Below are 12,938 nucleotides of genomic sequence, written 5' to 3'. Positions count from 1 at the left end.
TAGCCGCTCTCAGTGCGAAACCCGGCCGGCAGGCCGGGTTTTTCATTTCCGCTCTCGCTGTACGGCTATTTTGCGGCGGCTGGGATGAAGGAGAACTCCTGGATCACGATTTCCACTTCCTTGCCGTCCTTCGGCGGCCGTCCCTGGAACAGCCACAGATTGATGTGTGGCGGCAGCGGCTGTTGCGGCACCAGGCGCTTGGGGTCTGTCGGGGCGAAGTTCCAGCGCGCCATTTCATACAGGTCGCCGTCCTGGTGGCCGTGCAGCGATTGGTAGAGCACCCGGCTGGCGTCCCAGTTGAAGCGATGGGTGCTGTAGTCGCCGTTGAGGTGCGGTTCAAAGGCGTAGGAGGTGGGCTTGGGGCCGGGCACGGCCGGGTAGACGGTATAGTTGCCCATCGGGTTTTGCCGGTTGCCCCAGCGGGCGAATTCGATGTCGATTTCATTGGTGGCGTCCGGGCCCACGTCCGGCGTCGGGTAGTTGAACAGGCCCAGCACGATGTTGTCGTCGAACAGGTCCGGCCGGCCTATCAGCTTGAACTGGTAGCGGCCAAAGCCCAGCCGTTGCGGCAGGTAGACTTCGGCGCTGCTCCACTTGCCGCCGCGTTGGGCGATCTTGAGGTGGAGCCGGCCTTGGGCGTCCACCCAGGCATTGTTTTCATCCCAGTCGTTGGGGCCGGGGCCGCTTTGGCTTTGGTTGCGGACTTCCCAGGCATAGCCGGAGAAATTCAGGGCCTTGGCCTGAGCCAGGCCGGAAACGGCCAGGACGGCGGCGATGAACAAATAGCGGACACGTAGCATGGTCTTCCTTTGGCGGTGGCCTGGGCGCAGCCAGGCGGTGGAGGGACTGTCTGCCTGGAATATAATGCCAAATGACTTTCTGTTGGGTGAACAAAGGAACAGGCGTCGGCGATGGCCGAATGCTCGCGTCTGAACCATTGGCCCGCCGGCGCGGTCAAGTTTTAGGTAGCGTCAAGCCAAGGCTCTGCGGGCGCTGGTCTGGCGGCGGTGGCTTTCATCATGCGAGGAGTGCGATTGTGTTGACCATGGGGTTTCTGAGCTGGTTGTTCGGGGATGAGAATCTGATGTCCTTGCTGGCGCAGAACTGGGTGCTGGGAGTGTGGATCGTGGCCGCCATCGTGTTTTGCGAAACCGGCCTGGTGGTCCTGCCCTTCCTGCCCGGCGACGGGCTCTTGTTCGCCACCGGCGCCTTGTTGGGCGCGCAGGGCGTGTCGCCGTGGTGGCCCATGGGGCTGATCACGCTGGCCGCCATCCTGGGGGATTTGCTGAATTACAGCATAGGCCGCTCCGCGCTGGGACAGACGCTGATCCGCCGCGGCTGGGTCAAGCCGCAGCATCTGGCCAAGACCCAAACCTTTTTCGACCGCTACGGCGCGCCCACCATCACCATCGGCCGTTTCGTGCCTGTCGTGCGCACAGTGGCGCCGTTCCTGGCCGGGTTGACCGGCATGTGCCCGCGACGCTTCGCCTGCTACAACGTGCTGGGCGCGGTGATCTGGTGCGGCGGTCTGGTGTCCATGGGCTACTGGCTGGGGGCGATTCCATGGGTGCAGGACAATATGTTGTGGCTGGTGCTGGGCATGGTGGCGCTGCTCTTGCTGCCGCCTTTGTGGCAGTGGCGGCGCAGCCGCCGGAACGGCTGAGCCGAGCTCAGCGCGGCCCTAGCAGTTTTTGCAGCGTGGCCGCCGTGGGCGCGCCCTGCACTTTTTGCAACTGGCCCTGAGCGTCGCGGTAGAAGGAGGCCGGGGTGGCGAACACGCCGAAGCGCTCCATCAACTGTTGGTTGGCCGCCAGTTTGGCGCTGACGGCGGCCGGGGGTTTGGCCAGCGGTTGGATTGAAGCGCCGGCCTCGTGGCGCGCCAGGGCGGCGGCCGGGTCCGGCGCGGCCAGCAGGGCGGCGGCCTTGGCCGGGCTGTCTTCGGCCAGCAGGCCCACCAGGATGTGGCGGATCTGGACCTTGCCGGCCTGGACCCAGGGCCGGGCGTCGCGCCAGAGCTGTCGGCAGTAGGGACAGTTGGGATCGGTGAAGGTGTAGATCACGCGTTGGGCGCCGGTCTTCCCGTCGGCTATCCAGTGGCTGGTTTCCAGCTGCCGCCACAGCGCGGCGCTGAATTGCCGGTCCAGCAGCTCGGAGTTCCATTTTTCGCCCTTGGCGTCGGTGACATTGCCGACGATGGCCTGCTGGCCGTCCGCGGTCAGGTAGACGGCCTGCGGCCGGCCCAGGTAGAGCGAGGCGTAGCCGGTGAGCCCGGACGGGCCGGGGAAGCTGCCGAGGATTTCATAGCCCTGAGCCTCCAACGCCTGGATGGGCGCCGGCCAGGGCTGGGCGTGGGCGGGGAGGGCGTGCAGGCTGAGCCAGAGCGCCAACGGCGCCAGGCGGAGAACGAGCGGGGTGGTCATGGCGCGTTTATTCCTTGGAGTTTGAGCGGGCGAGCGTTTGCAGTTTGCTGGCCAGGGTGGCTGCGGATAGTTCGCCCAGATGGACGGAGGCCAGACGCCCGTCGGCGTCGAAAAACAGCGTGGTGGGCAGCGCCACGGAGCCGTACTCCCGGCCCAGAGCGCCGGCGGAGTCCAGCAGCACGTGCTGAAGCCGCAGCGGCTGTTTGCGGAAGAAATCGCGGACCGCGACTTCATCCTCGCCCTGGTTGGCGAAGATGAAGCGCACGTCTGGCCTTTGCTGCTGGGCGTCTTGCAGCAGCGGCATTTCCCTCCTGCAGGGAGGACACCAACTGGCCCAGAGATTGAGCACCACCGGTTTACCGCTGGCCAGGGCCGGCAGCGAGGCGAGCGGGCCGTCCAACTGGCGCAGTACGCGCGGAGACAGCGCGGCTTCGGCGCCGCTTCGTTGCAGCGCCTCGCCGCCGGCCCAGACCAAAGCGCCGGCCAGGACGGCGGCGGCCAGCGGGCGGCGCAGTTCCGGCCGGCGCCAGCCGCGCCAAGCGGCCAGGGCGAGCGCGGCGGCGATGCCGGCCCAGGGCAGAAAGCCGCCGTCGCGCAGGTCCAGCATCGTCAGCGGCCGGTGGGAGTACAGCGAAAACCAATACAGGACGAAACCGACGCGCGCGGCGACGAAGCCCCACAACAGCATGTCGTTGAGGTGGGCGGCCACGCTGACGCGGCGGCCTCGGCCGGCGAGCAGGCCGGCGCCGTGGGCGGCCAGCCAGGCGGCGGCGACGATGGTCAGGCTGATGGGAATGGCCAGCGGGCCAAGGTGGAAAGAAAGCATGGTTCAGTCCTGTGCCGCGCGGGGCGGCATGGCGGCGGCTGTTTTTTTAATCGCTTGAATAGACTGGGTCCTTTCCAAAAAATTCAGCGAGCCGCGTCGGTTCGGCGTCAACGCGGGCCAAGAATGCGGCGCAGCAGTTCGGGGTTGGGCGCGCCCTGGGTTTTTTGCAGGGCGCCCTTGGCGTCGGCATAGAAGATCACCGGGGTGGCGAACACGCCAAAGCGTTCCATCAGTTTATGGTTGGCTTCCAGTTTGGCGCGAGTCTCGGCCGGCGGCTTGGCCAGTGGTTTGACGCCGCCGCTGGCGTGTTGCCGCTCATGGCGGTTCAGCGCGGCGGCCGGGTCGGCGTCGGTCAGGATGGCGGCGGCCTTGCCCGGGCTATCCGCCTTGATCACGCCCACCAGGATATGGCGGATTTGAACCTTGCCGGCTTGCACCCAGGGGCGCGCGTCATTCCAGAAGCGGTTGCAGTAGGGGCAATTGGGGTCGGTGAAGACATAGACGATGCGCGGGGCGCGGGCGTCGCCGTCGGCGACCCAGTGGCTGTTTTCCAGCTGCCGCCACAGGACTTGGCTGAATTGCCGTTCCAGCTGCGGGGCGTTCCAAGGCTCGCCGTTGGCATCTCTGAGCTGGCCGACGATGACCTGCTTGCGGTCCTGAGTCAGGTAGACGGTTTGCGGCTGCCCCAGATAAAGAGCGGTGTAGCCGCTGAGGCCGCTTGGCGCGGGGAAGCGGCCCAGGATTTGATAGCCTTGGCGCTCCAGCGCCTGGATGGGCGCGGGCTTGGCCGGCGCGGCCAGGGCGTGGGCGGGCAGGCTCAAGGCCAGCAGCAGCGGCGGGATCATTCTGAAAAACATTGATAGTCCTTTGCGGTGTGTTGAACTCAGCGGGCCTGTCGCGCCTGGTTCAGGCGTTCAAGGAAGGCGTCTGGGCTGAGCGCGCCGACGATGCGTTGGGCGCGGCGCTCCTGGCCGTCGGGGCCGATCAACAGCAGCGTGGGCGGGCCGATCACCTGGCGCGAGGCGAGCAGCGCGGCGCTGTCCGGACCGGACTCGGTCACATCGGGACGCAGCAGTTTCATGCCGGCCAAGGCTTGTTGCACGCGGGGGTCGCCAAACACCTTGTGTTCGATTTCCTTGCAGGCCACGCACCAGTCGGCGTAGTAGTCCACCAGCGCCCACTGACCTTGGCGCGCGGCTTCGTCCAGGCCGTTTTGCAGCGCGCGGACATCGCGTACGGTGACGAAGCCGAGCTGTTCCATGCCGGCGGCGGGAGCGGCCGCCGTGGAAATGAAGGCGAGCGGCCGCAGCGGATCGCTTTGCCCGGCGGCCGCGCCGATCAGCATCGCCGCCGCCCACAAGCTCAGCAGCGCCGCCGTGCCGCGCAGCGTCCATTGGCCTGGGCTGGCGCGCCAGGGCCGGGTCAGCGTCAGCAAGCCGACGGCGACGGCGAACAGCCACGCGCCCCATAGGGCCAAGCTGGCAGCCGGGGGCAGCACGCGGCCGAGGAACCAGATGGCCATGCCCAGCAGCAGGAAGCCGAACACCGCTTTGACCCGGTTCATCCACAGGCCGGGGCGCGGCAGCAGCTTGGCGCCCAGCACGCCCACCAGCAAGAGCGGCACGCCCATGCCCAGGCCCATGGAGAGCAAGGCCAGGCCGCCTTTGAGCACGTCGCCGCTGTCGCTGATGTAGAGCAAGGCGCCGGCCAGCGGCGCGGTCATGCAGGGGCCCACCAGCAAGGCGGACAGCACGCCCATCGTCGCCGAGCCGCCCAGGGTGCCGCCGTGCTGGCGCTGGCTGGCCATGGCCAGCCGGTCGCGCAGCATGGCCGGCAATTGAAGCTCGTAAACGCCGAACATGGCCAGCGCCAGCAGGACGAAGAGCGCGGCGAACAGGCCCAGCGCCCACGGCGTTTGCAGCGCGGCCTGCAGGTTGGCGCCCATGCTGGCGGCCAGCGCGCCCAGCGCCGCGTAGGTCAAGGCCATCGGCAGCACAAAGGCCAGGGCGAGCACCAGGCCGCGCCGCGGCGTGGCGCCGCTGCCCACGATCAAGCTGCTGAGAATGGGCACCATCGGCAACACGCAGGGCGTGAAGGTCATCAGCAGGCCAAGGCCGAAGAAGGCCAGCAAAACCCAGCCCGTGCCGGATTGAGCCAGCCGCGCCGCCAGCGCCTGGTCTTCGCCCAAGGCCGGCGCGATGGGGACGGCGGCATCCATCCCTGTCGCTCCCGCCGCGCTGGTTTTAACGGCCTTACCGCTTCCTGATAGTTCAACGGCGCGATGCTGCGGCGGATAGCACAGTCCGGCTTCGGCGCAGCCTTGCCAGCTCAGCATGAGGCGGCGCGCCTGGCCGGCCTGCACCAGTAGTTCCAGCCGCTGGTAATACACCTCGGATTCGCCGAAGAATTCATCACGGATGGTTTTGCCGGCCGGCATCGCCGGCGGCGGGATGCTGCCGACGGGCTCGGCCGCGATCTTGATGTTCTTGCGATACAGGTAATAGCCGTCGCGGATGTCCCAGCGCAGGCGGACTTGTCCGTCGCCCAACTCGCTGACGCTGAGGCGGAAGGCCTGTTCCGGCGGCAAAAAACCGGTTTGCGCCTGGGTGGCGGGCATCCAGAGAAAAAGCAGCAGCAACAGGCTGCGGAAGATGAGCGGCATTGCGGTCTCCATGGCGATGAATGCGCACAGCCTGGATGCCGGGGATTAAGCCGCCGTTAACAATGGGATAATCCGTCGTCGGCAAGCTGGCGGCGACAAGGAGGCAGGAAATGCGGGTGTTATTGGTGGAAGACAACGAGTTGATTGCGCTGGGCATCGTCGCCGGGCTGCGCGCTCACGGCCTGACGGTGGACGCGGTGGGCAGCGCGGCCCAGGCCGAGGCGGCGCTGGCGACGCTGGACGCCGATTTGATGATTTTGGACCTGGGGCTGCCGGACGAGGACGGCATGCGCTTGCTGGCGCGCTTGCGCGCGCGCGGAGAGGCGTTGCCGGTGCTGGTGTTGACCGCGCGCGACGCGGTGGAGGACCGGGTGGCCGGTCTGCGCGCCGGCGCGGACGACTATCTGCTCAAGCCTTTTGATCTGGACGAACTGGTGGCGAGGCTGCACGCTTTGCGCCGGCGCGCCGCCGGCCGTTGCGTCGATGTGATCGAGGACGGTCCGCTGCGGCTGGACCCGGTGCGCGGTGAGGTCTGGCTACACGGCCGGCCGGTGGCGCTGGCGCGCCGCGAACTGGCGCTGTTGGCGGCCTTGATGCAGGCGCGGGAGCGGATTCTCAGCGCCGAGCAGCTGAAGGACCGGCTCTATGATTACAGCGAGGAAATTGAAAGCAACGCCTTGAACGTGCACATCCACCATTTGCGGCGCAAGCTGGGGCCGGCGGTGGTGGAGACGGTGCGCGGCCTGGGCTATCGCTACGGCAGGGCCAGCGAATGAGTTTGCGTCTGCGCTTGCTGTTATGGATTGGGGTGTCGCTGTGCCTGCTGTGGGGCGGCGTGGCGGCCTGGACGCTGCATGATCTGGACCGGCAGATGCGGCTGACGCTGGACCGGCGGCTGGCGATGTCCGCGCAGATGGTGGCCGGGCTGATGGAGCAGTTGCCCGCGCCGCCGCCGCGCGCCGTGCCGCGTTTCGAGGGCATAGGCGCCGGCATTGCCTGTCAGATCGTTTCCGTGCGCGGCGAGGTGCTGGCGCGCACGCCGGGCGCGCCGGACACCCGCGCTGATCCGGCGCCGGGCTATGCCGAACAAACCCTGCGCGGCGAGCGCTGGCGCAGCTATACGGTGGTGGCCAACGGCTTGCGGGTGACCACGGCGGACCGGCTGACCGAACGCGACGCGATGTTGACGGATATCCGCTGGGCCGCCGCCGTGCCCTTCCTCGCTGCCTTGGCCGGCAGCCTGGTGGCCTTGTGGCTGGGCGTGAGCCGGGGCTTGAGCCCGCTGGAGCGGCTGCGCCGCGCCTTGGCGCGCCGCGCGCCGGAGGCGCTGGAGCCGGTGGCCACTCAGGGCCTGCCGCGCGATGTGTTGCCGCTGGCGGACAGCCTGAATCAGCTGCTGCGGCGCGTGGGCGAGGTACTGCAACGCGAGCGGCGTTTGACCAGCGACGCCGCCCATGAGCTGCGCACCCCGCTGACGGCGATCAAGACCCACCTGCAAGTGGCGCGCATCACCCAGGGGCCGGACGCGGCGCAGGCGATTGCCCATGCAGCCGAAGGGGCGGACCGTTTGCAGAACACTTTGGCGCAGTTGCTGATGCTGGCGCGTTTGGAAGGGGCTTTCGATTGGGAAGAAGGCCCGCCGGCCCGCGCAGACGAGGTGGCGCGGCTGGCGATGCGCGACGCGGAGCCCGCGCCGCCGCGGCGCATTGTCTGCGGCCCGTTGCCTGAGGCCACGCTGGCCTTGCCTCAGGCGCTGGCGGCCACCGCGCTGCGCAATCTGCTGGACAACGCTTTGCGGTATTCGCCGCCGGACGCGCCGGTGCGTTTGGAGGCCGCGCTGAGCGAGGCGGGCATGCGTTTTGAAGTGAGCGATCAGGGGCCGGGATTGACGGCGGCTCAACGCGAGCAGGCCGCGCAGCGCTTTTGGCGCGGGCGGCATGCCGGCGCTGGCAGCGGCCTGGGCCTGTCCATCGTCTCCGCGATCGCAGGGCGTTTTGGCGGCCGTCTGGAGCTGCTGGCCGGCGAGGAGGGAGGGCTATGCGCCGCCCTGACGCTGCCGGCGCTCAGCTCGACTGATGCAGGCGCATGAACGGCGGCGCGGCCACCACGTCCGGCACGCTGCTGTTGACCGGGTGCTGCATCACCTTCTGCGCCACCAGCTTCAGCTCGTACATGATGCCGATGGCGGCGTCCAAGTGCCGCGGCTCGCCGTTGAAGGTGCGGTCCAGCGCGGCCAGCAGGTTTTGGTAGGCCTGGTAGAACTGGGCGCCGCTGACGGCCGCGCCGCTGCCCGCCGGGTAGTCTGAAAGCGCGGCGTTGGGCAGCAGGTTGAACACCCCGGTTTCGTCCAGCGGCACCGGCTCTCCGGTGTAGGACCAGCCGGAGGGGCTGGAATAGTCCCGGATCAGCCGTTTGCCGTAGTAGATTTCGCCAAACTTGAAATAGTGGGCGTAGCCGCCGCCGGCCTCGTCCTTGGGGTTGATCCAGTCCTCCTCCAGCACGCCTTCGCCCTGGCGCACGATGGTGTCTATCACCGCCCGGGCGCTGGCCATGTCGTAGACCTTGCCGTCCGGACAGCCCTGCACCTCGTGCGGGAACCACTGGCTGACGTCCACCTGTTCGTCCAGCCGCGGTTGGGCGAAGCAGTCGTGGCCATGGTTTTCCAGGTGTTGCAGCCGATCTAGAATGGCCTGGTAAAAGCGGCCTATGGAGTCGAAGCCGGACTGGTTGTCGACATAGGCCTGGGTTTCGCCGGGCAGGATGGCCTGGGTGTCCGGACGTTCTATCTCCATGAACACTTCTAGCGCCTGCTGCCGGCTCAAGGCCTTGAGGGTGACGATGAGGCCGGTATCCACGCACATCGGCAGCGGCCCAGGGTAGTTGAGCGCCAGGCCGTCTTCGACGATGCGTGGGTTGCCGCCGATGGCGATCAAGGTATTGGCGGCCAGGGTCATGTGCAGCATTTCTTCCACCACCACCGATTGCACCAGCGCGCGCGCTTCCTGATTCTGGCCGGGCTTGATGGAGAACAGCGCGGTCAGATAAGTGGGGATGGTGGACAGCTCCAGCCGCACCGCGCCGGCCAGCATGGTCCGCACATGTTGGATGTGGTCGGCCTGACGCAGTTCGTCCATCAGTTCTTGGCGTATCTTCAGCATGGCTTGGTTTCCTTGGAAAGGGATGCCGGTTGGACGGTCAGGCGTCGTTGCCTTTGCGGCTCTTGCTCGTGCTGAGAGAGCCGCGAGTGGCGGCGATATCGGCCTCGCTGGGCGGCGCGCTCTGGCGCAGCGGGCAGCGCTTGCCGTACATCCGCTGGCGGTCGAAGGTTTTGCCGGTGAGGTCTATGACGTTCTGGAAGTAGTTGATCAGCATGCGCCGCTTGCTGGCGGACAGATCACGCGTCACCGGCATCTGGTCCGGGTCATCGATGGGCTTGTCGAAAACGAAGCGCATGATGAAGGCGCTGGCGTCGGCTACCGCTTGCTTGGAAAAGTCGAACAGGCCCTGGCTCATCACCGGGTAGAGGTTGGCGTATTGCTGCAGGATGGGCTGCACGTCTTCCCAGCGCGGATTGTCCAGGTCTATGTCCTGGCCCGGCTGCGGGAAGCTGCTGAAAACCACCACCGCGAAGTTGTCGAAGGGCTGTTGCAGCGCCGGATCGGAGCCCGCCAGATTGTAGGCGATGGTGAACAGCTGGCCGTCCATGTATTCGCGCGGGGTGCCGAAGCTTTCCGGCCCGTGCAGTGTGACGGCGGCCCGGCCGGCCTGGTCGGTGATCGGCTCCGCCGGGCTGATGCGGATGGCGGCGTTGGGCACGTTGTTGACCGGCAACAGCGCGCGCGGGGTGGTGCCCTGGGTTTTGTCGGTGGGGGTGTCGTCGTAGTCCAGCATGGGCGCGCCGGCCCAGAAAGCCAGCGCCGCGCCGGCCAGCGGCTGACCGTAACGCGCCGCGTAAACGTGGGTGTGCTGGTGGTTTCGGTCCGGATGGTTGGGGTCCAGGCGGATGGCGAAGTCTTCAGCGCGCACCTCGTTGCCCAGCAAGGCCTCGCGCACGCAGACCACGGCGCGTCCCTCCACGCCCACCGGCTGCACGATGGCCAGCGGCAAGGGCTGATTGGCCAGCCGCAACTGTTCCTCGGTCAGCGGCACCGATTGGATGCCGGCCTGCTGGTCTTGCAGCGCTTGCGAGGTGTCCACGCCGGCGATGACGGTGTAGTCGTCAGGCCCTATGTCCGCGTCCTGCGCCGTCCATTCATTGTGCAGGACGGCGTATTGCAGCGACGGCAGCGCCGCCACCTGGAAGCGGCTGTCCAGGGGCAACGCGTTGCTCAGGTCCACTTGCAGGCTGGCGGTGTCCTGATCCAGCCAGGAGGAGAAACAGCCGATGCCGTTCTGGCTGGCAAGGTCGTTGCCCTGCTGCGTGGTCGGCATGAAGCGGCGGCCCAGGATGAAGGAGCGCGGCTGGCCCAGATAGGCCGGACCGATGGCGCCGAGCACGGTGCCATAACCGAAGCCGGGATCGCTGTAGTCGGTGCTGTAGCCGTAGGTGGACAGCCGGATGGAGAGCCGGTCCTGTTCGCTCAACTCGATCAGGCGCGCCAGCAGCGGGCTGTCGAAACCGTCCAGATGCCACTGGATATTGATGAGCACGGATTGAAAGACGGCGGAAGCGGCGCTGTCGCCCTGGCTTTGGGCGCGGGAAAACCACAGATCGCGGAAGGGGTTGCTCTGGTAGTCGGCGGTCATCAGCGGCGTGCCGTCCGGCTTGAGCAGCGATACCGCGAGGCCGTAGATGCTGGAGGCCAGCTGCCAGTCCGGGTCCAGGTCCACCATCTTGCCGGACGGTTTGCCGATGGCGTTGCCCACGCTACAGGACAGCAGCGGGTCTTGCGCCGGATTGGTGACCAGGATGCCGCTGGGCCCGCGCAAGCTGGTCACTTGGCAGTTGGCGAAGCGCATGATGGCGGTGCCGGTGGGGTGCCACCAGCCGTTATAGGTTTTGGTGCGCCCGTCCGCTCCCGCTTGTTGGTATTCCTGGAAACGAGGTTCGAAGGTGGCGTTGTCGTAGTGGCGCGGGTCGTTGTTGACGGTGGAGACATCTGACTGGAACTGGCCGGAAAAGGCCAGGCGGGGAAACTGCAGATAGCTCATATTGGCTCCTTGCTGGCCGGAAAATCCGCGGACGGCTATGGCTGACGATTTAATCCCATAGGCATAGCGCGGGTATAGGCAGCGCTGACCATAAGGGCAATGTTCTTTAGGACAGGTGAATGCCGGGAGCGGTGTGGCCGGTGCTTTGCGAGCCCCGGCCGGAGTTGGGCGCTCTACTCCGCGCCCAGCGACATCGCGTGGTTGAACACATTGCCCGGGTCGTACTTGCGCTTGATCGCCACCAGCTCCGGATACAGCGCGCCGTAATACAACTCGCCCCAGCTGTAGCCAGGGGCTCCCGGCCGCGCGCCGTTCAACATATCCACATCCGGGTAGTTGATGTAGCAGCCCTCGTAAGGTGAATCCGGCAAGGCCGCCGAACTTGGATACGGCGTGCCGTTGAAGCCGTCGGCGGCGTAGACGGCGTCGAAAAACGCCCGCATCCAGCTCACGTGCATGGCGTCGTTGGCCGGGTCGGTCCAGTAGCTTTGGTACTGCAGCTTCATTACCGAGGCGCGCTGAGGCACCGCGGTCTGGTTGTCGGCCGGGTCGAAACCGTTGTTGCCGGGGCTGCGGTGGTTGATCGCGCCGCCGTAGGAGTCCACCTGTAGCAGCGATTGGGCCAGATCCTGGTTGTCGGGATCGGAGCTAAGGTGCTGGTGGATGGCCTTGCACTCCGCCGGGCTGAAGTTCCGCTTCATATAGGCGGACTTGTACTTGCCGCGCTGATTGCTGCCTGAGCCGTTCAACGTTTGGGTGGCGTACAGCCAGTCCATCGCCTGTGTGTGCTCAGGCAAGGAGCCGGTGTTTTTTGGCGGTGAGCGGTGCGGAATGTGGGGCAGATGGCCGCCGCCGGGCAGATAGGTGTTGAGCAGTTGCGGCTGGGCCACTTGCTTGATGCGCCGGTAGAAATCGTTGAACGGCGCGGTGTGATTCAGCTTGCCGTCCCTGTCGGTGTATTGCACCACCAGGCCCAGGTTTTTGGCGCTGATGTGGGTGAGCTTGAGCAGGCTGAACAGGCCGTAGCCTTCGGGCTCGCTGTCCGCCTCCTGCCAATATTGGCCATAGGTTTGCAGCAAGTCGCTGAAGCGGCCCAAATCCTTGAAATCGTCCCAGCTGAATTGCAGGAGCTGCACGCCCACCTGCTGCGGCGCCGGCGGCAAATCGTCAAAGTAATAGCTGGTGATCAGGCCCACATTGCCGCCGCCGGCCCCCTTGCACAGCTTGAGCAAGTCGGCGAATTCATTGTCGACGCGGGCGTGTACCTTGCGCACCTTGCCGCTGTCCGCCAGCAGAATGTCCACTGCGCTCAACCAGTCCACGGTCAGGCCCTGCAGCCGCGATAGCAGGCCGTAGCCGCCGCCGCTAATGTGGCCGCCGGCGCCCACTGAGTAGCAAGAGCCGCCGGGCATGGTCTTGCCGGTGAGTTTGTACAGGCCTACGTAGCCATCCCAGTTCTGATTGCCGGCCAAAAGCTGGAAGCCATAGCGCCGGCCGTCCGCGGCTACGTCGCGGCGTAGGCCGGAGAGCTGGCCGATGTCTATGATCAGGCCGCCGGGGTTGTTGCTGACGAAGCCCTCGTAGCAATGGCCGCCGCTGCGGATAGTGGGCTTGAGCTTGTGGTCCAGCGCGTATTGCAGCGCGGCGACGACTTCGGCTTCATCGCTGCAGATGATGATGCCGCCCGCAGCCTGGCCGGCAGCCGGCCAGCGAAGATTGAAGCCTTTTTTCAGCGTTTCGTAACGGCGGTCGTCCGGGGTGATGGCATTCAAGCCCATAGCGTTTTCTCCTTGTGCGGCCGCGGTGGCGGCGTCCATTTGATTTGCATGACATTGTTTTATAGGCGAGCCTAAAGCGGAGAAAGCTGGCAAATGCTGAG

11 protein-coding genes are annotated in these 12,938 nt (G+C 66.5%); 3 read left to right on the top strand and 8 right to left on the bottom strand.

Going from position 1 to position 12,938, the window contains the following annotated elements:
• Nucleotides 1-65: 65 nt before the first annotated feature.
• Nucleotides 66-800 (bottom strand): glycoside hydrolase family 16 protein, encoded by a 735-nt coding sequence (locus DXT74_RS02245; RefSeq protein ID WP_194427214.1) that lies wholly within the window; start codon nucleotides 798-800, stop codon nucleotides 66-68.
• Between the two features lie 245 nt (nucleotides 801-1,045).
• Between DXT74_RS02245 and DXT74_RS02240 the strand changes: the two genes are divergently transcribed.
• Nucleotides 1,046-1,663 (top strand): VTT domain-containing protein, encoded by a 618-nt coding sequence (locus DXT74_RS02240; RefSeq protein WP_179140778.1) that lies wholly within the window; start codon nucleotides 1,046-1,048, stop codon nucleotides 1,661-1,663.
• Nucleotides 1,664-1,670: 7 nt separating this feature from the next.
• Here DXT74_RS02240 and dsbG (DXT74_RS02235) read toward each other — a convergent pair whose 3' ends face one another.
• From dsbG (DXT74_RS02235) to dsbD, 4 genes are all read right to left on the bottom strand, one after another.
• The gene (gene dsbG, locus DXT74_RS02235; protein WP_194427213.1) at nucleotides 1,671-2,420 is read right to left on the bottom strand and encodes a thiol:disulfide interchange protein DsbG; all 750 of its coding nucleotides are present in this window, start codon (nucleotides 2,418-2,420) and stop codon (nucleotides 1,671-1,673) included.
• A gap of 7 nt (nucleotides 2,421-2,427) precedes the next feature.
• Complete coding sequence (locus tag DXT74_RS02230) at nucleotides 2,428-3,246, bottom strand: TlpA disulfide reductase family protein (protein ID WP_194427212.1); 819 nt, start codon at nucleotides 3,244-3,246, stop codon at nucleotides 2,428-2,430.
• 107 nt (nucleotides 3,247-3,353) lie between these two features.
• Complete coding sequence (dsbG, locus tag DXT74_RS02225) at nucleotides 3,354-4,103, bottom strand: thiol:disulfide interchange protein DsbG (RefSeq protein ID WP_196783810.1); 750 nt, start codon at nucleotides 4,101-4,103, stop codon at nucleotides 3,354-3,356.
• 26 nt (nucleotides 4,104-4,129) lie between these two features.
• Nucleotides 4,130-5,908 carry a protein-disulfide reductase DsbD gene (gene dsbD / locus DXT74_RS02220; protein ID WP_194427211.1) on the bottom strand — a complete coding sequence of 593 codons (1,779 nt, stop codon included), beginning with the start codon at nucleotides 5,906-5,908 and terminating at the stop codon, nucleotides 4,130-4,132.
• Between the two features lie 110 nt (nucleotides 5,909-6,018).
• On the opposite strand from dsbD, the gene DXT74_RS02215 reads away from it, so the two are divergent.
• Together DXT74_RS02215 and DXT74_RS02210 are read left to right on the top strand one after the other, a co-directional pair.
• Nucleotides 6,019-6,684, top strand: coding sequence for a response regulator (locus DXT74_RS02215; RefSeq protein WP_194427210.1), 666 nt, complete (start codon nucleotides 6,019-6,021; stop codon nucleotides 6,682-6,684).
• Nucleotides 6,681-7,997: an ATP-binding protein gene (locus DXT74_RS02210; protein ID WP_194427209.1), complete on the top strand. Its 1,317-nt coding sequence runs from the start codon at nucleotides 6,681-6,683 to the stop codon at nucleotides 7,995-7,997. The genes DXT74_RS02215 and DXT74_RS02210 overlap by 4 nt, the downstream gene beginning before the upstream one ends.
• Here DXT74_RS02210 and DXT74_RS02205 read toward each other — a convergent pair.
• From DXT74_RS02205 to DXT74_RS02195, 3 genes are all read right to left on the bottom strand, one after another.
• The gene (locus DXT74_RS02205; protein WP_194427208.1) at nucleotides 7,972-9,066 is read right to left on the bottom strand and encodes a ferritin-like protein; all 1,095 of its coding nucleotides are present in this window, start codon (nucleotides 9,064-9,066) and stop codon (nucleotides 7,972-7,974) included. The two genes, DXT74_RS02210 and DXT74_RS02205, sit on opposite strands and share 26 nt — an antisense overlap.
• A gap of 37 nt (nucleotides 9,067-9,103) precedes the next feature.
• Nucleotides 9,104-11,059: a hypothetical protein gene (locus DXT74_RS02200; RefSeq protein WP_194427207.1), complete on the bottom strand. Its 1,956-nt coding sequence runs from the start codon at nucleotides 11,057-11,059 to the stop codon at nucleotides 9,104-9,106.
• A 173-nt stretch (nucleotides 11,060-11,232) separates the two neighbouring features.
• On the bottom strand, nucleotides 11,233-12,837 hold the full coding sequence (locus tag DXT74_RS02195; RefSeq protein WP_194427206.1) for an FAD-binding oxidoreductase: 1,605 nt from the start codon (nucleotides 12,835-12,837) through the stop codon (nucleotides 11,233-11,235).
• Nucleotides 12,838-12,938 lie beyond the last annotated feature (101 nt).

It is taken from the genome of Chromobacterium sp. Rain0013 (genome assembly GCF_015291765.1).
GTDB classification, from domain to species: domain Bacteria; phylum Pseudomonadota; class Gammaproteobacteria; order Burkholderiales; family Chromobacteriaceae; genus Chromobacterium; species Chromobacterium haemolyticum.
This window is presented reverse-complemented; position numbering and strand designations above follow the sequence as displayed.